The 17871-nt window shown below is 65.3% G+C and carries 18 protein-coding genes; 1 reads left to right on the top strand and 17 read right to left on the bottom strand.

The genetic code is table 11. The features are described 5' to 3' along the window. Positions 1–4: 4 nt before the first annotated feature. The 3 genes from ACFWAY_RS31975 to ACFWAY_RS31965 form a co-directional block, all read right to left on the bottom strand. The gene (locus tag ACFWAY_RS31975; RefSeq protein ID WP_378513352.1) at positions 5–1297 is read right to left on the bottom strand and encodes an adenylosuccinate synthetase; all 1293 of its coding nucleotides are present in this window, start codon (positions 1295–1297) and stop codon (positions 5–7) included. Positions 1298–1381: 84 nt separating this feature from the next. Further along, positions 1382–2368 carry a hypothetical protein gene (locus ACFWAY_RS31970; RefSeq protein ID WP_378513351.1) on the bottom strand — a complete coding sequence of 329 codons (987 nt, stop codon included), beginning with the start codon at positions 2366–2368 and terminating at the stop codon, positions 1382–1384. A 6-nt stretch (positions 2369–2374) separates the two neighbouring features. Continuing rightward, positions 2375–3433 carry a hypothetical protein gene (locus ACFWAY_RS31965; RefSeq protein WP_378513365.1) on the bottom strand — a complete coding sequence of 353 codons (1059 nt, stop codon included), beginning with the start codon at positions 3431–3433 and terminating at the stop codon, positions 2375–2377. Between the two features lie 363 nt (positions 3434–3796). Here ACFWAY_RS31965 and ACFWAY_RS31960 point away from each other — a divergent pair, with 363 nt between their 5' ends. Continuing rightward, positions 3797–4000, top strand: coding sequence for a cold-shock protein (locus ACFWAY_RS31960; RefSeq protein ID WP_005242781.1), 204 nt, complete (start codon positions 3797–3799; stop codon positions 3998–4000). A gap of 593 nt (positions 4001–4593) precedes the next feature. Here the strand turns inward: ACFWAY_RS31960 and ACFWAY_RS31955 are convergent. The 14 genes from ACFWAY_RS31955 to ACFWAY_RS31890 form a co-directional block, all read right to left on the bottom strand. Beyond that, positions 4594–4899 (bottom strand): hypothetical protein, encoded by a 306-nt coding sequence (locus ACFWAY_RS31955; RefSeq protein WP_378513350.1) that lies wholly within the window; start codon positions 4897–4899, stop codon positions 4594–4596. Between the two features lie 25 nt (positions 4900–4924). After that, positions 4925–5755 carry a hypothetical protein gene (locus ACFWAY_RS31950; RefSeq protein WP_378513349.1) on the bottom strand — a complete coding sequence of 277 codons (831 nt, stop codon included), beginning with the start codon at positions 5753–5755 and terminating at the stop codon, positions 4925–4927. Next, the gene (locus ACFWAY_RS31945) at positions 5749–6381 is read right to left on the bottom strand and encodes a hypothetical protein (protein ID WP_378513348.1); all 633 of its coding nucleotides are present in this window, start codon (positions 6379–6381) and stop codon (positions 5749–5751) included. Before ACFWAY_RS31945 ends, ACFWAY_RS31950 begins: the two co-directional genes overlap by 7 nt. 464 nt (positions 6382–6845) lie before the next feature. Beyond that, entirely contained in the window at positions 6846–7100 is a 255-nt protein-coding gene (locus tag ACFWAY_RS31940) for a hypothetical protein (protein WP_378454767.1), read from the bottom strand. 102 nt (positions 7101–7202) lie between these two features. Then, positions 7203–7514: an ArsR/SmtB family transcription factor gene (locus tag ACFWAY_RS31935; protein WP_378513347.1), complete on the bottom strand. Its 312-nt coding sequence runs from the start codon at positions 7512–7514 to the stop codon at positions 7203–7205. Between the two features lie 18 nt (positions 7515–7532). Further along, a complete protein-coding gene (locus ACFWAY_RS31930) occupies positions 7533–8792 on the bottom strand; it encodes a nitrate/nitrite transporter (protein ID WP_378513346.1) in 1260 nt (419 codons plus the stop codon). Next, positions 8789–10879, bottom strand: coding sequence for an acetate--CoA ligase family protein (locus ACFWAY_RS31925; RefSeq protein ID WP_378513345.1), 2091 nt, complete (start codon positions 10877–10879; stop codon positions 8789–8791). The genes ACFWAY_RS31930 and ACFWAY_RS31925 overlap by 4 nt, the downstream gene beginning before the upstream one ends. Beyond that, the gene (locus ACFWAY_RS31920; protein ID WP_378513344.1) at positions 10876–11688 is read right to left on the bottom strand and encodes an enoyl-CoA hydratase/isomerase family protein; all 813 of its coding nucleotides are present in this window, start codon (positions 11686–11688) and stop codon (positions 10876–10878) included. The genes ACFWAY_RS31925 and ACFWAY_RS31920 overlap by 4 nt, the downstream gene beginning before the upstream one ends. Positions 11689–11709: 21 nt before the next feature. Then, on the bottom strand, positions 11710–13323 hold the full coding sequence (mctP, locus tag ACFWAY_RS31915) for a monocarboxylate uptake permease MctP (protein WP_378454772.1): 1614 nt from the start codon (positions 13321–13323) through the stop codon (positions 11710–11712). Further along, positions 13320–13589 carry a DUF3311 domain-containing protein gene (locus ACFWAY_RS31910; protein ID WP_378513343.1) on the bottom strand — a complete coding sequence of 90 codons (270 nt, stop codon included), beginning with the start codon at positions 13587–13589 and terminating at the stop codon, positions 13320–13322. Before ACFWAY_RS31910 ends, mctP begins: the two co-directional genes overlap by 4 nt. 163 nt (positions 13590–13752) lie before the next feature. Then, positions 13753–13971, bottom strand: coding sequence for a hypothetical protein (locus ACFWAY_RS31905; RefSeq protein WP_378513342.1), 219 nt, complete (start codon positions 13969–13971; stop codon positions 13753–13755). A gap of 64 nt (positions 13972–14035) precedes the next feature. After that, a complete protein-coding gene (locus ACFWAY_RS31900; protein ID WP_378454774.1) occupies positions 14036–15142 on the bottom strand; it encodes an enoyl-CoA hydratase/isomerase family protein in 1107 nt (368 codons plus the stop codon). Then, positions 15135–16682: a CoA-acylating methylmalonate-semialdehyde dehydrogenase gene (locus ACFWAY_RS31895; protein ID WP_378513341.1), complete on the bottom strand. Its 1548-nt coding sequence runs from the start codon at positions 16680–16682 to the stop codon at positions 15135–15137. The genes ACFWAY_RS31900 and ACFWAY_RS31895 overlap by 8 nt, the downstream gene beginning before the upstream one ends. A 25-nt stretch (positions 16683–16707) precedes the next feature. Beyond that, positions 16708–17868, bottom strand: coding sequence for an iron-containing alcohol dehydrogenase (locus tag ACFWAY_RS31890; RefSeq protein ID WP_378513340.1), 1161 nt, complete (start codon positions 17866–17868; stop codon positions 16708–16710). Positions 17869–17871 lie beyond the last annotated feature (3 nt).

Below are 17871 nucleotides of genomic sequence, written 5' to 3'. Positions count from 1 at the left end.
GTGATCATGCGACAGCAGGTTCTCGGATGTGACGAGCGGCCCGGCTGGGACCGTCGGAGGTGAGCACTACCGGTGCGCCGACCAGCGATCCGAGGTGGGCTGCGACGTCCGCCGGGTGTGTCGGCAATTCGACTGTGTCGGGCGTGAGTGCGGACAGGACGTCGGTGAGGTGTTGTTGATGCGTGAGGTCCTTCCACGGCCCGAGGGGCAGATGGTTGGCGCCGCCGGGGTACCGGCGTGCGCTACGTATGGGGATGCCGGCCGCTGCGGCACGGGTGACGGCGTCGAGGTGGGTGACGGCCAGACTGTCCACACTGCCGCATAGGTTTGCGGCGTACCGCAGCAGTACCTCGTCGAGGTCCCCGATCCGGAAGGTGCCCTGGTAGCTGCCGGTGTCGTTGTGCGACTCGGGAAGGACCGCGCCGAGTGCCGGGTTCTCGGTGGGCATCGGCCCTGCACCGTGCCGGGTGGTGTAGGTGCGGGTGACGCCGAGGACGTGGCTGTCGCGGCCGTGCTCGGCTGAGAGGGCGCGCGCGTTGCTCGGTTCCACGGTGGACCAGGTGGTGTGTGGGTGGAACCCGCGCCACTCGTCGAGCAGCACTCCTTGTGCGCCCTCGAAAACCAAGCGCCCCCGGTTCGCGAGGGCCGCGAGATCACCGTCGTCGGAGGTCCGGACGGCGGCCGCGAATTCGGAGTACATCGTGACTGTGTCGTCGAGGTCGGGCCACCGGTGCGCGCTGGGGGAGACCAGGTCCCGGTAGTGGTCGGCCATCGCGGCGAGTTTGGCGCGCAGAACTGATGGGCGGTGGCAGTCCCCGACGGTGGGTGCGTCGGGGTGATCGAGGGCGTAGGCGGCGGTCTCGCCGATGCCCTTGCCGCAGGAGCCGTGCCTGCCGTTACCGCGGGCGTCCTCGCGGGCGCGGTTGGCGGCCACGTGGATCGGGGTGGTCACTAGCGCGTGGGCGTCGATGTGCAGTAACTGGAGTGGATTCGGCACCCCCAGCGCGGCCAGGGCGCGGGCCTCGGCGGCGAGGGCGATCGGTTCGACGAGCACATGCTTCGACAGCACCGACGGGACGCCGGAGAAGGTACCGGACCCGAACTGGGAAAAGGTGTGGTGGCGACCGCCGGCGACGACGTTGTGCGCGGCCTGTGCGCCGCCGTTGAACCGAACGACGGCTGCGACATTGAGGCCGGCGTCCGGTGCGCAGAGCCAGTCGACGGTGGCGCCCTTGCCGGCGTCGCCGAAGCCCAGGTCGACGACGATGATGTCGCGGTCACCGAACACCGTATTCATGGGATCTCCTGTCGTAGAGAGGGAGTCGGGAGTCGGGAGGCGGGGCCCGAAGCGGGATCGAATGCCCTGCCTCCCGAACGGGTGTCAGGTGAAGGACACGTCGTCGCTGCCGGCCGAATCGATCGGCAGCGGACTCACCGCGACGGGGGCCCGCGCCGCACCGAGGACGGCGAGCGCGTGACCGACGGTGTCCGCTTCAGCGGCGGATCCGACGTCACGCAGGTCCGCCAATCCCTCACCGAGGTCGATGCGGTCCTCGCCCATGCCGACCGTCAGCGCAAGCAGCTCGCACACCGCACCCGGGTCGTCCAGCTTGAGGAACCGTTCCCCGAACAAGCGCTGCCAGTGCTCGGCGATCTCGGGATCGTGGTAGTACGCAGACTGATTCGGCAGTACGAAGTAGACGTTCCACCGCCGTTCGAGTTCCCGGTACACCGACTCGACGGTGACATCGCGGTCGAGGTCGTCACCGATCACCGCGCGCACGTGCCGGGCCGACAGTCGGGCCTTGTTCAGTTCATCGCCGATGATGAACAGATAACCCTTGTGACCGCGTTTGTCCCACGCGTCCGTGGCGGTGTGACGCGCCATGAAATATGCGGCCAGCTCGTAGCTTTCAGACTTCTGCCCGCCGCCGCCACCTTCGAGGAAGATGGTGCGCAGTTGCTCGTCCATAGCGTTGCCGGACTCGAATTGACCGACCTGCAGGGGCACTCGGTCGGAGTCAGCGTCCCCGATGCCGCCGAACAGGATCTGCGGGTCGTCGCCATACCCCTTGCGCTGCAGCAGACCGTGCAGCTTGCCGAGCTTGTCCTGCATGATCCGCGGCACCGCGCCCATCGAACCGGTGACGTCGAACAGCACGGCGATCGGTAGCGACTCGGGATGCCCGGCCGAATCCCGGCATTCCCGCACGATCACACCCAGCGGGTCCAGGGTCGGATCGGCCTTCCACTGATCCATCGGTTGTGCGTACAGGGCGCTGGTGTAGCCGAAGTCGTCGACGCCGCGGGCGGCGCGGAACGTCTTGGCCGCGGTATACGTGTCGTCATCCCACTTGCCGTATCCCATGGTGGATCACTGTCCTTTCGTGGTGGGCATGGTGAACGGGCGGAAGCGTCGCCGCCCGTAGAGCGTGTCGAGCAGGTCGTCGAACTCGTCGAGCAGATCGACGGCGTCAGGTCGCAGACCAGGTTGTGGTTGCAGGCAGCCGCGGGCGAACGCGCGCAGGCGGTCCGGGGCCCTGTCGGCGAGCATGGTCAGCATCAACCGATGGGCCATGAACACATCCCAGCCCGGAGTTGCGGGGGAGTCGGTGGAACATTCCGGTGGATAGTGGTCCCGCCGTGTGGGGATCGTCGCCAGAGGAACGGTGCCTGGGCGGGTGGCGAACGACCATCCGGCCAGTACCACCCCGTGCCGCTCAGGGTGAATGAGCACGTTGTCCGCGGTCACCGCGGTGTGCACCCACCCGGCGCGATGGGCGGCGGCCAGGGCCCGCAGCAGCCGCCGGTGCATCCATACCCAATCCCGTGAATCGAGCCCATCCGGGTAGCCGGCCTGGACCTCGGCGAGGGTGACGAATCCAATGGTCAGCGGGTCCAGCACGTTTACCTGCCGCCGGGTGCCGGTCACAGGGTCGGCGTGGGTGAGGTGGTCGATCAGTTGCGGGAAGTACGCGCGCAACCAGTCGTTCCCGTACTCGGCGGACGCCGCGATCTCGGTGAGCGCGGCCCGTTCCGCGTCGATCAGAGCGTTCGAGGCGACGCTGCGGGGAACCTTGATCACCACGCCCGCGCCGCCGCTGTCGGTGGCATGGTGCAGGTCGGCGATCGAACCGCGGGCGTGCCGGGTCCCGAGTCGGTAGGAGCCGCTTCTGCCGTCCAAGACGATGGCCGTGGCCGCGTCCGTGGTGGTCGTGTCGTGCTGCCAGCGGCGGTACAGGTCGGACGCATGTGTGAATGCCGTTGCGGCGCGGGCGGTGTACGCCGGATCAACCCGATCCGGGTGAATCAGAACCGACAGGCGGTGGAACCGCCGACGGGCTGCGCGCTGAGCTGCCGGGTCGTGGGTGATTGGGCCGAACAGGTCGCTCGGCACGATTGCCGCGCCGACGACGTCGAGTGCCTCCGTCACCGTCTCCATTGTTTTAGTCTATATGACTAAAACCAGGAAGTGCAATCCCCCCGCTGGAATCGGTCACAAGCAATGTCGATCGATGGCCACCTATGTCGGCGGAACCCACGAGTGCATCGCCGCGATCCCCACACACTCAGACCTGGAGTCGTTCCCGGTTGGTGTGTAACGACCCGGTCACTTGGGGACCGCGACACCATCAATCCGACACCGCAGGTCATTGCTGGTGCATCGACGACCGGTCGTAGGTCGGTGTGAAAAACGGTGGGCGGCCTTCGCGACTGCACCGAGGATGGCAGTATCGAGTGATCGAGATCGGAACCTCGATGTGAGGGTCCGGATCGAGATTGAGGGAGTATCGGCATGGCGCAGGGCATTGTGAAGTGGTTCAACGGTGAGAAGGGCTTCGGTTTCATCGCACCCGACGACGGAACTCCGGACGTCTTCGTGCATTACTCGGAAATCTCGGGCAGCGGTTTCAAGTCGCTCGATGAGAACCAGCGTGTGGAGTTCGAGGTCGGCCAGGGGCAGAAGGGCCCGCAGGCCACGAACGTACGCTCTGTCTGACCAGTGGCACGTGGGGACCGCATCCGGTGGGTGCGGTCCCCATTTCTTATCGCCGGATTGGTCCCCGCGGGTAGTGCCTCAACAAGGGGGTCCGCGACCCGCCCCTGCGTGGGCAGACTGAGTGTTTGGGTCAGGATCACCTGGGGCGACGGACATCGGTGGGGAGTCGAGCCATCGGTAGTGCTGCCACGCCGATGAGAGCTGAAGAGGGGCAGTGCCCGGCCCGACGGTTCGTTCGTCGGCGGTCATGGTGTCGTCAGTACGGACTATGGGCGCCGTGTCCGGCATCGGTCAGTGGATTGGTTGCGGCTCGGCCCGCGATGCTACGTATGAGAGGATGTCGCCGAGGATTCCGAGAGCCTGTTTGGCTTCCTCGATCGACGGTCATCGGTGATGTCACGCGGAGGACGTTGCCGGACAATCCGCCCTTGCCGATGAGCAATCCTCGTTCGCGGCATTGCATGAGAATGGTTCCCGCGTTGGCAGGTTCCGGCGAGTCAGCGACCGCGTTCGCCATCATTGCACCGCCGGCCGGTGCGCCGGTCGGCTCTCGACGTCGACGCGGGATTGGCCGGGCAATTCTGCGGTTTCGATTACGCCAAGTCGATGGCACGCTCCTTGGGTGATTGGTTGTGGAAATCCTGGAACTCGGCTGGGAGTTCAGCAACGAGCCGGTCGATCAATGATGCGATTGCGCTGGTGTCGTCGGAAGCATTGTTAGGGGGATGCTCGAGTGCCTTCATCACGCCGACAGGACTCTGAACGAAGATTCTTAGCAGGTCGGGTAAGACTGCCGGCAGAGGATCGTTACCGCGCAGTCGCAGTGTGTCCATCTCGATTCGCAACAGCTGCCTCGCCTTCTTGACGACCATCTCTTGTTGGTGCAGCGCGTCGGCCAATACTTGATCGTTCAGCTCTCGTAGGTCATTGCGTAGACGGTGCATATCGGTCATCGCTGCTTGCCCGCACAGACTGTTGGCTGCCCCAAGCAGGCCAAATTCCCGCTGAATGGTTGGGGTGTGTGAGTTCGATTTCCCACTGCCGTTCGTCAACAAGTTCTGCCAGCAACATAAGTCTGCTGTTGCGTAGTGCCTCCGCCGCGAAGGCATAGACCGCGCCTGCCAGGCCTTTGACGGTTTCGGACCGTGTGGGTATTGACCGGACCTGCAGGGTCAGTGCCATTCTGTCTGTCTTGAGCTCTTGGTCTTGTTGCTGGTGCAGCGGGGTGATGTTGTCCGGAACGGATCCAGCTTCGATGGGAGAGTGGCCAAGTGCAACGTGGGCGAGTTCGTGGCATAGCAGAAACCGGTATGTGTAGAGAGCAAGGCTGAGCGCCGATTTGTCCTGGGTTCGACTTATTGTGAACGCGGGCCGGTGCGGCATCTCGGTGGGTGTCGAGAGCCAATCCAGGGTCGTCGCGAGCGAGGAGCGCCCGGCGTGCCAGTTCGAGGCGGGAGTACCGCCCTGGTTGCAGGTTAGAAAGTAGGATGACGCCGCACGAAGGTACTGGGAGAGAAAGGGATACAGTCCTCCACCCATGAGTATTGTCCGATGGCCGAACAGTATCTCGGTTCGCGCGTCTAGATCCGCCGCTGACGAGGTTCTTTCGATTCGGAGGTTAGGGGAGCGGAGTCTCGATTTTATATCCGTCGACGAAAAATCAACCTGCTCAACGATATCAGCGACCATTGTGTCCAGGTCGGGGTCCGGGATCTGGTCGAGGTAGGGGCGATCAACACGAGACACCGTCAGCACTCACTCACCGCGTTGATGGAGAGAATGTCCTTGTTCGCGATGCGGGCGGCTTCGGCGGATGACAGCTCAATATCGATATATCCCTCAGCTGAGGCAATAAGCTTCCCGCAAACGTGAGGGCTACCAGTCCTTTCCACGTCGATGATCGCTTGAGCTGGACGAGGCCCGTACCATGTCACGCTGTTTGCGGCGATAATGCAGACGAGTGAAGTCAGCGTCGTCCACCTCGCCCACCGCAGGTCGGAAACCGCTTGGCATGCGAGCTCATACCTGTATCCGGGCAGGCCGCCGGTCGATAACAGCTCTCCCCGAGACACCGCACGCGGTGTGCCATATGCCGCTCGGAGCGACGCGAGAGCCCCGATGACGGCGATACAGACTCCCATCAGCAGCAGGACGCCGGTTGCCACCGCGTAGCGAAATTCGAGGCCGCTGATCGCGGCTTCGCCCTTCACCGCGGAGAACACGGTTACGAGACCCAGCAGTGCGGCGAGACCAGTCCGCCAGTTCTCCGCAATCTTGCGTGTATCCGCGAGCTGCGTGCCGAGCAAGGCTTGCCAGTCGGCTTCTTCCGCTAGGGATGCTGGGGTGGGAAAGCCTTCGGGCTCGCCTAGTCGTACAGGCATGTCAGGGCCACTGGACTCGGACGCGGAATCTGGCACCACAGCCGACCTTCTCAGGTGGGCGATTGGTGTGGGCGGCCGTACAAGAACAGATGAGGTCGAAGGTGTGGTCACCTTCCGAGAGATCACCACGCCTCTTCAAGTCGGCGAGGTGACGTCGTCTCTTTCTGGCGTTCATCCTGCCAGCCCCGAGGATCCCGACGAGTACTTTGCGGTCGCTGATCGCGTGATCGCAGCGCGGACAGGTACCGCCAAAATCGATGGCAAATGGCTGGTCCTCGGATGGGTAGAGTCGAGGCTAAACGGTTCCTTTCGCCGCTCTGGTGTCGTCCTCCCGGACTTCTTCGGAGTATGGACGTATCGCACACGACCTCCGTGGTGTCCCGCGGGAACAGGGTCGAGACCCGTTGGTTTCTTAGTTCGATCTTCCACCCGCATTAGGCATATGTCACCGCTGGTTCGCTCGTCTAACCACCCGACTGCTTCGGCAACGTCACGTACTTCGTCGGTCCGTGGAGCTGGCGCGGACTGGGTGGGGCGGCGTCCTCCATCCCCTGCGTGATGTCCACGCCGGATCGCAGCACACCGTGTGAGTGGTCGGAGGAATATGGCGTCCGGGAAGCCCGGGGACCGAGAGCTTGGCGCGGCAGCGCGGAGTCGATCGCCTTGCTCAGTTTTCGCTGCTCGAGTCCGAGCCGGGTATTGGTATCGAGCAACTGCATTGGAGTGAGCAGCGGCAGAGGATGTGGATCGGTCGTGGGTGTCCTTGTCCTGGCGAGGGGCTCGTGGTTCCTCTTGGCATGCTGGTCAGTTTCTCGGTGGCGTCAGGGGTGCTGGTTGGGTGGGTCGCGGTCGATCGAGGGGGCGACGATTTCGGTGAAGTGGCGCATGGTTTCTCGTTCGAAACGCACGTATCGGTGCCGTCCGTCGATGACTACTGTCACCAATCCTGCCTCGGTGAGCATTTTCACGTGGTACGAGACTGTGGATGCGCCGACGTCTGCGTGGTCTAGCAGGTGCGCACACGAGATTTCCCGCGCTTGGGCGATGATTGTCAGCAGGTGTAGCCGCACCGGATCAGCGAGGATGCGCGCGATGCGGGCGACCTTATCGGGGAAATGGGGCTCGGATTTCACTGGTCGTTCTCTGTCTGCTCAGTGGTTCGGTGGCGTGGTGATGTCGCGGTCTGCACGAATAAGGAGAGCCATTGCGGCTGCCCCGATGCCGGGTCCCAGCGCAAGAGCCAGCAGTGCTGCAGACCAGGACAGGTGCTCGACCAGGACCGGGACCAGCCACAGGGTGAGGGTGGTCGTGAGGTAGCCGAGTGCGAGTTGGATGGACACCGCTCCGCCGACGTAGACCGGATCGGCGTGTTCGGTCACCAGCGCCGAGAATTGTGCCGAGTCGGCGATGACCCAGAATCCCCAGAACACGCAGACGGTGAGCACGATCGGTAGTGGCGCCGTGTCGAGGATGCTCAGCCCGATCGCAGCGGTTCCCGAGCAGATCAGGCAGATCAGGGCCGATTGTGCCCGACCGTACCGGTCGCTGAGGCGGCCTCCGACGAAGCACCCGATTGCGCCGGCACCGATGCAGGTAAATGAGAGCGCGGACGCGGTCGTATCGGGGTGGGGGCGGGTGGCGATGGCAGGAAGGCCGGCGAGGAATGCGCCGACCCAGGCCCACATGGCGTAGAGCTCCCACATGTGCCCCATGTAGCCGATGTTGGCCAGCGCGACGTGTTTGTTCCGGAGACTGGTGATTGCGGCGGTGAGGCTGAACGGCCGTCGGGGAAACGGGTACGGGCCGGAGCCTCGCAGCAGCAGGATCAGGGCGCCACCGGACGCCGTCATGATGGTGGTGGCGGTGATGACGTGCTGCCACCGCACATCTCCGAACGAGTTGACCAGGTGCGGCAGCGCCGACCCGAGTGTGAGCGCACCGATCATGACTCCGAGTGCGGTGCCGCGCCCGGTTCGGAACCAGGTGGATACCTCTTTCAGCGCCGGCGGATATACCGCGGCGAGAAAGATGCCGGTGAGTAGCCGCAGCGGTAGGGCCGCGGCGAGACCGTCGGCGAGAAGTAGGCCGAGGTTGGCCAGGGCAGCGCCGACGGCGCCGCCGAAGATCAGGATCCGGCCGGGTACGGCGTCGGCCAGGCCGGTGGCGGCGGCGGTGACCGCGCCGATGACGAAGCCGAACTGGACGGCGATGGTCAGCAATGACGATCCTGCGGTGGACAAGTTCCAGACCGCCACCAGTTGTGGGACCACGAACGACGCCGAGAACCACACGCTCATCGACAGGAACGTGCTGATGGCGATCAGGGTGAGCGCGGTTGAGGGGCGTTGCGCTGGCGCAGCGGCCGGTGTGCGCTCAGGCGCTGGCTGGATCTCGGCGTCGTACGGGCTCACTGCCGGTCGCCTCCCGGGATCTTGGCACGGCGGGTCAGCCACCGGACACCGCCGAGAGCGTCGATCGCGCGGTCCACGGAATCGAAGAGCGCGACCCGGGCTGCAGCGGCGACCGGACGTAGCTGCCGGATCAGTTCGTCCTGGTTCTGGTCGAATCCACTGCGCAGGACCAGCGTGAGCGGGATACCACCGCGCGCGGCGTTGACGAGGTCTTCGGTCAGCGACCGCACCAGCTTGTTTCCGGGATCGATGGCCTGCATATCGAACACGGTGCCGAGATCGAGAAACGCGCAGATCGCGTCGATCGAGTCGTCGGCGGCGACGGCGGACATGATGGAGCCGGTGAAGCTCCCGGTCTCGTCGAACAGGGACCAGATCGGAATGTCGATCGGATTCGACAAGCTGGTTCCGGGGGCCTCGAACGGCGTCAGTCGTTCGCGAGTGGATTCGGCGAACGGTGCCATCCGCAGGTTCCACCGGTCGGCACGGTCGGAGCCGACCACGGCGACACCACCGCCGCTGCCGACCAGGGCAAGGTTGTCCCCGTCGAGCGCGGGGACGAATTGTAGCGCCGTGAGGACGTCGAGCAGCTGGTCAAGGTCGTCGACCAGTAGCACTCCCGCCTGGCGTGCGGCGTCCTCGAGAAGCTGTGGGTCGCTGGCGAGGGCGCCAGTGTGCGACGCGGCGGCGGCGCCGCCCGCCGCGGTGCGGCCGCCCTTGAGCAGCACCACGGGTTTGGTCATCCTGTGAGCGAGTCGGAAGAACTCGCCGGCCCACCGATCGTCCTCGAGGTAAAAGGCGGCGGCGTGTGTTCGGGGATCGGCTTCGCAGAAGGCCAGGAGCTCGGCGGGACTGACATCGTCACAGTTACCCACTGAACTGACGAAGCTGAACTGAAGACCGAGCTCGGTCCCGCGCCGCAGGATATCGCCGGCGTAGGTGCCGGACTGCGACACCACCGCGAGGTGTCCCTCGGTCGTGCTGGACGCGTCGGTGCCAATCATGGTCATCCGCTCGTACGGTGTGTAGTGGCCGATGCAGTTGGGCCCGAGAACCCGTAGGTCGCTTGTGTTGAGGATGTCGTTGAACCGCGGGGTGTCGGCGGTGAGGATGTGTGCGGTGCGGGTGCCGCGTTCGGCGAGTGCCCGCAGCGTGTCGGGCACCGCCGCGGCCGGCAATGCGAGGACCGCGCGGTCGATGTTCTGGGGGAGTGTTTCGATATCCGGGACGGTCGGGACACCGTAGATGCTGGTGTTCTTGCTGCTGATCGGGAGGATTTGGCCGGTGTAGCCGAAGTCGACGAGGCTGCGCACCGCGCGGAAACCCATTTTCCGTTCGTCGGCCGAGGCACCGACGATCGCCACCGATTGTGGGTATATGGCCGGCCGCAGGGTCTCATAGCTGGTAGCCGGATCGGGGACCGAATGTGTATGGCATTCGGTGACATCAAGTGCGGTCGCCCGGGCGTCGACGGCGACGATGCGCTCGGAGGTGATGACGACCGGGTTGAAGTCGACCTCGGTGACGTCCTCGTTGAGCAGCAGCCCGGATGGCCCGCCGACGGCGACGAGCATCTCGATGACCTCGTCGAGGCGCTGTGGGAAGCGTTTCTCGATGACCCGCCCGAGTCGGGTGCTCGATACCATCCGCCGGGCCTCGGCGGTATCGATAGGGGCCAGCGCGAACACGACGTCGTCGAGGGTTTCGATGTCGACCCCGCCGTGGCCGAACATTACGACCGGACCGAAGCCGGGTGCTTCGAGTCCCCCGACCACCGCTTCGAGGCCGGAGTCGACCATCGCCTCGACGGTGACACCGCGAACGATCGACCCCTGGGAGCGCTGCGACTCGAGGAGTTCGTCGGTGCGGCAGCGGGTGTTGTCCGGTGCCACCCCGAGCAGGACGCCGCCTGCCTTGCTCTTGTGGACGACGTTGTCGGCGACCAGTTTCACGGCGACGGGACGGCCGATTGTTTCTGCGATCCGGCCGGCGTCGACGCCGTTGGTAGCGAAGGTGACCGCATTGGCGGCGACACCGTAGCGGATGGCAAGGTCGCGGATGATGTCTTCGCGGAGTCGTTGGGTCATCGGTCTGCTCCCGCCTTGTCGAGCTTGTCCTGCAGATCGGTGGGTGCATTCGGGTACTGCGGAGGCCGCTTCTGTAGGAAGGACTGCACACCTTCGTCTCCGTCGGGCAGGTCGCGGACCACTGCGGCGAGCAGCGGCTCGAGCGCGGTGCCGGCGTCGAGTCCGTCGTGCAGGGTCACCCGCAGTCCGGTCTTGATCGCCCGCACCACGGCGGGTGAGACTTCTGCGATCTGGTGTGCGAGCGTGAGTGCGCGGTCGAGGGTGTCCGCCGGGTCGCACACTTCGCTGACGAATCCGGATTCGCGGGCGGCGTCGGCGGCGACTGGTGCGGCGGTGGCCAGCATTTTGAAGGCGACCGGGTAGGTCACGATGTCGAGCAGGCGGCTCAACTGCCCGCCGACGGGGACTAGGCCGATGCGGGCGCCGACAGCGCAGAATTTCGCGTTGTGGCCGGCGATCCGGATGTCGCAGTTGAGTGCCAGGATGAATCCGGCGGCGTAGGCTGCGCCGTTCACGGCAGCGATGACCGGGGTGCCGAGGTCGGCGGGCAGTGTGAAGGCGGCGTTGGCCTCGGGGTCACCTGCTGTCTCCGGGTTGTGCAGGACTTCCTGCAGATCGTGTCCGGAGGAGAAGGTGTTGGTGTCACCGGTGATCACGATGGCCCGGACGGACGTGTCCTGGTCGGCCTCGAGCAGTAACTTGCGCAGACAAGGGGCCATGTCGCCGCTGAAGGCGTTGCGCTTGGCGGGGTTTGCGATGGTGAGAATCCGGACTGGACCGTCGTCGGTCCTGTTGATGGTGGCAGTCATGGAAATCGGCACTCCTGAAGGTCAGTGGGCGGCGGGAACATTGGCGGCGGCGTCGATGTCGGTGCCGGGCGTGGCGCCCTTGGGGGGTACAGGTGCGGTGGTGCTGATCTGCCGGGTACGGCGCAGTGTCGAGGTGATGCCGCTCCAGATGAGCGTGACGACGAGGTTCAGGATCAGCGCGGAGATGGCGATGTACATCGGCGAGGACAGGAAGAACGGGGCCGCTGTCGAGCCGCCGAAGTGGCTGGCTTTGGGTGATGAGACGTTGTAGGCGGCGATCGTGCCGTAGGCGATACCGACTGCCCACCCTGCCAGCAGTGCCCGCTTGTCGGCGAAGCGTTCGGTGAACAGGCCGAGCAGGACCGTGGGGATGGTCTGCAGAATCCAGATACCGCCGAGCAACTGGAAATTGAGGGCGAACTGGCTGTCGAGGGTCAGGACGAATACCAGTGCCCCGAGCTTGACCAGTACGGACACCACTTTGGAGATCTCGGTTTCCCGGCGGCTGGTGGTCTCGGAGCGGGAGAACTGGCGGATGATGTTCCGGCTGACCAGGTTCCCGGCGCCGATGGCCATGATTGCCGCCGGGACAAGGGCGCTCATCGCGATCGCGGCGTATGCGACGCCGACGAACCATGAGGGGAACATCTCTTGCAGCAACTGTGGCACGGCGAACTGCGGATTGCCGTTGAGGGGTTTGATTCCGGCTGCCAGGGCCATGATGCCGAGCAACGCCACGAAGCCGAGGAGCACTGTGTAGATCGGGAGGACGGACATGTTTCGCCGTACCGTGCGGGCGCCGCGGGCGGCGAAGACGCCGGTGATGGCATGCGGGTACAGGAAGAACGCCATGCCGGAGCCGAGCGCGAGGGTCATGTAGACGCTGGCGTTGACGCTGATCGTCGCGGCCTCCGGGTCGGGGGAGTTGGTGCGTTCGGCGATTGCGGCGCCGGCGTCGGCGAAGATCTGCCCGAAGCCGCCGAGTTTGATCGGGATGACGATGACGGCGACGATGACCACGATGTAGGTCAGCCCGTCTTTGAGGAACGCGATCAGTGCCGGCGCGCGGATACCCGAGGAGTAGGTATATGCCGCGAGGACACCGAACGCGATGAACAGTGGGAGGTCGCGGACGATCCAGCTGGCGGTTGGGCCCGCCTGGATACCCATGGATGCGAAGACGACCTCGAGGCCGACGAGCTGCAGTGCGAGGTAGGGCAGGGTGGCCAGCAGTCCGGTGAGGGTGATCGCCAGGCCGAGGGCTGGTGATTTGAAGCGGTCGTTGACGAAGTCGGTCAGCGTCACATAGCCCTTCTCGTGGGCCAGCCGAACTAGACGGGGCAGGAATAGGAAGCCCAGCGAGTAGAGGACTACCGCGTTGGGCACCGCGTAGAAGCCGAAGGCGCCGATGCTGAAGATCGCTGCGGGTACAGCGATCAAGGTGTAGGCGGAGTACAGGTCGCCGCCGAGAAGGAACCAGGTGATGAATCCGCCGAAGCCGCGGCCGCCGAGGGCCCACTCGTCGAGTTGGTGTTCGTTCTTGGCTCGGCGCCATCGGCTGGCGACGAAGCCCATTCCGGTAACCAGTACGAACAGGACCATGAACACACCGAAGGTGACGCCGTTGAAGGTCATTGTGCGTCCCCGATTTCAGGTTCGTTGCGGAAGGCGATGTAGTAGGTGGCGCCGCATCCGCAGGCGGCGGCGATCGCCATGGTCATCTGGAACCAGTAGAAGAACGGCAATCCGCCGAGGGTTGGTTCGGTGTGTTGGTACAGCGGAACGGACAGTGCGAGCGCGACCGGTGTGATGACGAGGATCGTGCAGATCACGCGCTTGGTCCACGACAAGGTCGGTCGAGGGTTGTCCGGAGGGGTGCTGGGTGGGGGCACAGGAATCATTTTGATACTCCTAAATCTATCGAAGTATTGGATGTGAGAATCAGATCACACTGGCGGTGGCTGGTCAACGCCCAAGTTCTACGCACCGAATATGCTCAACAACCGACCAAAAATATAGTGGGACAATCATATTCGGTGTCTCGGTTCCCGCAAAGTTGGAGAGTCATGATCGAGGAATGTCGTCGTCGACGTAACAGGACAACGGGCGCGCCCACACACAGCACAACACCCCACCGGCGAGCAGGGGAGCGCCGCACATCAAGGCCACCGCGCGCAGAGTGAGGTCGAGGGCTGGCCAGTGTCCCGGGGTGGGATCCTCAACTCGGACGAGGACAAGCGTCAGAACGCCGGACAGGACGAGACCCGCACCAGTGGTAACCACGTGGATTACTCTGGAAAACATCGCCGCATCCCCCAGAGCAAGCATCCCGCGGTGTCCCAGCAGGCTACGGCAGCCGGTGCCATACGCTCGACCCACCGGCGTCGAACCCGCCGAACAGCGACCCTCCCCAAACGGGGGATCGATCCTTGTCGACCAAACCCGCACGGACGCCTTCGACGAAGTCGGGCGTGCGGGCGAGATGGGTGGCGACGTCCAGCTCCATCTTCAAACAGCGCCGCAGGTCCCGTTGTTTGCCCGCGGTCAACACCGCGAACGTCACCTCCAAGCTCTGCGGGGACGCCGAATCGAGTACCTCCAGAGTCTCCCGAGACCACGAGCTGTCGAGTTCACGCAGGCGAGAGCGGATCTCGGTCACGCTCGGTGCGCCGAAGCACCAGTCGATCCCGTATCGATGCTCGGCCAGTTGGCCGGGGGCAGCGGGGGCCGCTGGAGACAGTGACCGCAACACCTCATCGACCGGCGCGACCGGATTGCCCTCCAACGCTGACACCACGTGCGCCGTGTCGGCAACCCAGTGCGTGGCCAGCCCGGTGTAGATCGCATCGGCAGCGTCGAGACGATAGCCCGTCAACCCGAGATACATCCCGAGCCCGCCCGGGAGGCGAGGGAGGAAATAGCTACCGCCGACATCCGGGAAGAACCCGATCGCGGTCTCCGGCATCGCCAGCAACGCCTTGTCGCTGACAACCCGAAAAGCCCCGTGCACGGACAGTCCCATGCCGCCGCCCATGCAGATCCCGTCGATCAGCGAGACCACAGAGGTTGCGAGCTCGGCGAGCCGGGTGTTGAGACGGTACTCGGAGGAGAAGAAGGCTTCAGTGTCACCGTAGGCGCCGTCGACAGTGTTCTGGCGGATCTGACGAATGTCACCACCGGCACAGAACGCCTTCGGGCTCGAACTCTCCAGAACCACAGCGGTCCCCGGATCCTCTTCCCACTCGTCGAGCGCACTGTGGAGTTGGTCGACCATCGACGTGGTCAGCGCGTTCAACGCCTTCGGACGATTGAGAACGATCCGAGCGATCGGGCCCTGGCGGAGATACCGGATCTCATCGCCATCACCGGGGACGATGGCGCTCTGCTCGCGCTGGCCTGCCGGACGTTCAGGCGCAAGGGTGTACCCACACCGCCCGAATCGCACCTCACTCATGGGTCGGCATCGAGAAGTCGGTGCGGACCTGGGTGTCGTTGGGCCAGCGGGTGGTGGCGGTCTTGTTGCGGGTGTAGAACCGCACGCCCTCGGGGCCGTGGATGTGGTGGTCACCGAACAGCGAGCGCTTCCAGCCGCCGAAGGAGTGGAAGGCCATCGGCACCGGGATCGGGACGTTGATACCGACCATGCCGGCCTTGACCTGGTGGAGGTAGGTGCGGGCGGTGTTGCCGTCGGCGGTGAAGATGGCGGTGCCGTTGCCGAATTCATGAGCGTTGACCAACTGCAGTGCGTCGTTGAAGGATTCGGCGCGCACGATCGACAACACCGGCCCGAAGATCTCCTCCAGGTAGATCCGCATCGACGGGGTGACGTGGTCGAACAGGGTGCCGCCGAGGAAGAACCCCTCCCCCGCAGTCGCCGGAATGGTCTCCCGACCGTCGACGACCAGCTCCGCGCCTTCCTGCACACCGACGTCGATGTAGGAGGCGACCTTGTCGCGGTGCACCCCGGTCACCAACGGGCCCATGTCCACCTTGGGGTCGGTACCGGGGCCGACCTTCAGATCGGCGAGGGCGGCGATCAACCGCTCGCGCAGGGCGTTCGCGGTGTCCTCGCCGACGGGCACGGCGACGGAGATGGCCATGCAGCGTTCACCGGCGGAGCCGTAGGCGGCACCCATGAGGGCGGAGACGGCCTGGTCGAGGTCGGCGTCGGGCATGATCACCATGTGGTTCTTCGCACCGCCGAGGGCCTGGACGCGCTTGCCCTGCGCGGAGGCGGTCGTGTGGATGTACTCCGCGATCGGGGTGGAGCCGACGAAGCTGATCGCCTCGACCTGATCGTGGGTCAGGAGGGCGTCGACAGCGACCTTGTCGCCGTGCACGACGTTGAACACCCCGCCGGGCAGCCCGGCCTCGGTCAGCAGCTTCGCGAGTTCGTTGCTGAGGGTGGGGTCCTTCTCGGAGGGCTTCATCACGAACGTGTTCCCACAGGCGAGGGCGACGGGGAACATCCACATCGGGACCATGGCGGGGAAGTTGAACGGGGAGATGCCGGCGACGACGCCGAGCGGCTGGCGGAAGGTGACGCCGTCGACGGCGCGGCCGACGTTCTCGGAGAACTCGCCCTTGAGTTGCTGCGGGATGCCGCAGGCGAATTCGACGACCTCGAGGCCTCGAGTCACTTCGCCCTTGGCGTCGGAGTGCACTTTGCCGTGCTCGGCGGTGATGATGGCTGCGAGCCGGTCGGAGTCGCGTTCGACGAGGTCGCGGAACCGGAACAGGATGCGGGCCCGGATGTGCGCGGGGGTGGCCGACCAGGCGGGGAAGGCGGCGGCCGCCGCGGCGACCGCGGCCTCGACATCCGCGGTGGTGGCCATCGCGACCTTGCCGGTGACTTGCCCGGTGGCGGGGTTGTAGACGTCGCTACGGGTTGCGGCGCCGCGGGCGTCGATGTGGCCGGCGATGTAGTGGTCGATGTCGGCCGGGTGACCGGGTGCGGTGGTACCCGATGCCGAGGCGGGGATGGTGGCAGTCATGTGAAGGGTTCTCCTGAAGGGGTTTTCAGCCGTAGATCTGGGCGTAGAGGTCGCGGATCTCCGCGACGGTCGGGACGAGGGGGTTGTTGTTTGGTGATCCCGAGGCGAGGGCCTGTTCGGCCATGAGCGGGATCAGTTCGTCCCAGCGGGCCTTGTCGATGCCGTAGGCCTTGGGGGTGGGGACGGCCACGTCGCGGCACAGTTCGCGCAGCGCGTCGACGAGGTTGTCCGCGGCGGTGGCGTCGGAATCGCCGGTCGTGGCGACGCCGAGGGCGCGGGCGCAGTCGGCGTACCGCGACTGCGCGGCGCGTACCGAGAATGCGGTGACCGCGGGGAAGAGCATGGCGTTCGACAGTCCGTGGGCGACGTGGAAGTGGGCGCCGATCGGTCGGCTCATTCCGTGGACGAGGGCGACGGAGGAGTTGGAGAACGCGATGCCGGCCTGGGTGGCGGCGAGCATCATCTGCTCGCGGGCCTCGGCGTCACTACCGTCGGTGTAGGCGCGGCGCAGGACCCGGCCGATGGTGCCGATCGCGACGAGGGCGAGGCTGTCGGCGAAGGGGTTGGCCTTCTTGCTGACGTACGCCTCGATCGCATGGGTCAGGGCGTCGACCCCGGTGTCGGCGGTCAGCCGCGGTGGCATCGTCACGGTCAGCTCGTAGTCGATGACCGCGGCGATCGGCAGGAACGCCAGGCCTGGGCAGAGCATCTTTTCGTCGCTGATGCTATCGGTGATGACGGTGAACTGGGTTGCTTCCGAGCCGCTTCCGGCGGTGGTGGGGACGGCGATGATCGGCAGGGCGGGACCGACGTTGTTGCGGGGAGCCTTGTAGTCGCGCATCTGCCCGCCCTGGCGGCCGAGGATTCCGAGGGCCTTGGCGGTGTCCATCGGGCTGCCGCCACCGAACCCGATGACCGAGTCGCAGTCGTGCTCGGCGATCGCGGTCATTCCGGCGTCGAGGGAGTCGGTGGTCGGGTCCGGGACGGTGTCGGCGAACAGGCGCGGCGACAGACCGGCGGATTCGAGGGTCTTGATCATCTGTTCCGCCGCGCCGGTGCCGACGAGGAAGGAATCGGTGACCACCAGCGGGGAGGTGAGCCCGAGGCTCGAGACGACCTCGCCGATCTCGGCGACGGCGCCGCCGCCAATCCGCATGATCCGCGGGAGTGCGATTGGTGAAGCCATGTG

The organism is Rhodococcus sp. NPDC059968, from assembly GCF_042738615.1.
Lineage (GTDB): Bacteria > Actinomycetota > Actinomycetes > Mycobacteriales > Mycobacteriaceae > Rhodococcus_F.
The sequence above is the reverse complement of the archived record's forward strand: the minus strand, read 5'-3'. Positions and strand labels throughout refer to the sequence as shown.

Bases quoted from the DNA above. Each gene is read 5' to 3' on its own strand.
- ACFWAY_RS31975 (WP_378513352.1), bottom strand. From the start codon at position 1,297: ATGAATACGGTGTTCGGTGACCGCGACATCATCGTCGTCGACCTGGGC.
- ACFWAY_RS31970 (WP_378513351.1), bottom strand. From the start codon at position 2,368: ATGGGATACGGCAAGTGGGATGACGACACGTATACCGCGGCCAAGACG.
- ACFWAY_RS31960 (WP_005242781.1), top strand. From the start codon at position 3,797: ATGGCGCAGGGCATTGTGAAGTGGTTCAACGGTGAGAAGGGCTTCGGT.
- ACFWAY_RS31945 (WP_378513348.1), bottom strand. From the start codon at position 6,381: ATGCCTGTACGACTAGGCGAGCCCGAAGGCTTTCCCACCCCAGCATCC.
- ACFWAY_RS31940 (WP_378454767.1), bottom strand. From the start codon at position 7,100: ATGCAGTTGCTCGATACCAATACCCGGCTCGGACTCGAGCAGCGAAAA.
- ACFWAY_RS31925 (WP_378513345.1), bottom strand. From the start codon at position 10,879: ATGACCCAACGACTCCGCGAAGACATCATCCGCGACCTTGCCATCCGC.
- ACFWAY_RS31920 (WP_378513344.1), bottom strand. From the start codon at position 11,688: ATGACTGCCACCATCAACAGGACCGACGACGGTCCAGTCCGGATTCTC.
- mctP (WP_378454772.1), bottom strand. From the start codon at position 13,323: ATGACCTTCAACGGCGTCACCTTCGGTGTGTTCATGGTCCTGTTCGTA.
- ACFWAY_RS31910 (WP_378513343.1), bottom strand. From the start codon at position 13,589: ATGATTCCTGTGCCCCCACCCAGCACCCCTCCGGACAACCCTCGACCG.
- ACFWAY_RS31900 (WP_378454774.1), bottom strand. From the start codon at position 15,142: ATGAGTGAGGTGCGATTCGGGCGGTGTGGGTACACCCTTGCGCCTGAA.
- ACFWAY_RS31895 (WP_378513341.1), bottom strand. From the start codon at position 16,682: ATGACTGCCACCATCCCCGCCTCGGCATCGGGTACCACCGCACCCGGT.
- ACFWAY_RS31890 (WP_378513340.1), bottom strand. From the start codon at position 17,868: ATGGCTTCACCAATCGCACTCCCGCGGATCATGCGGATTGGCGGCGGC.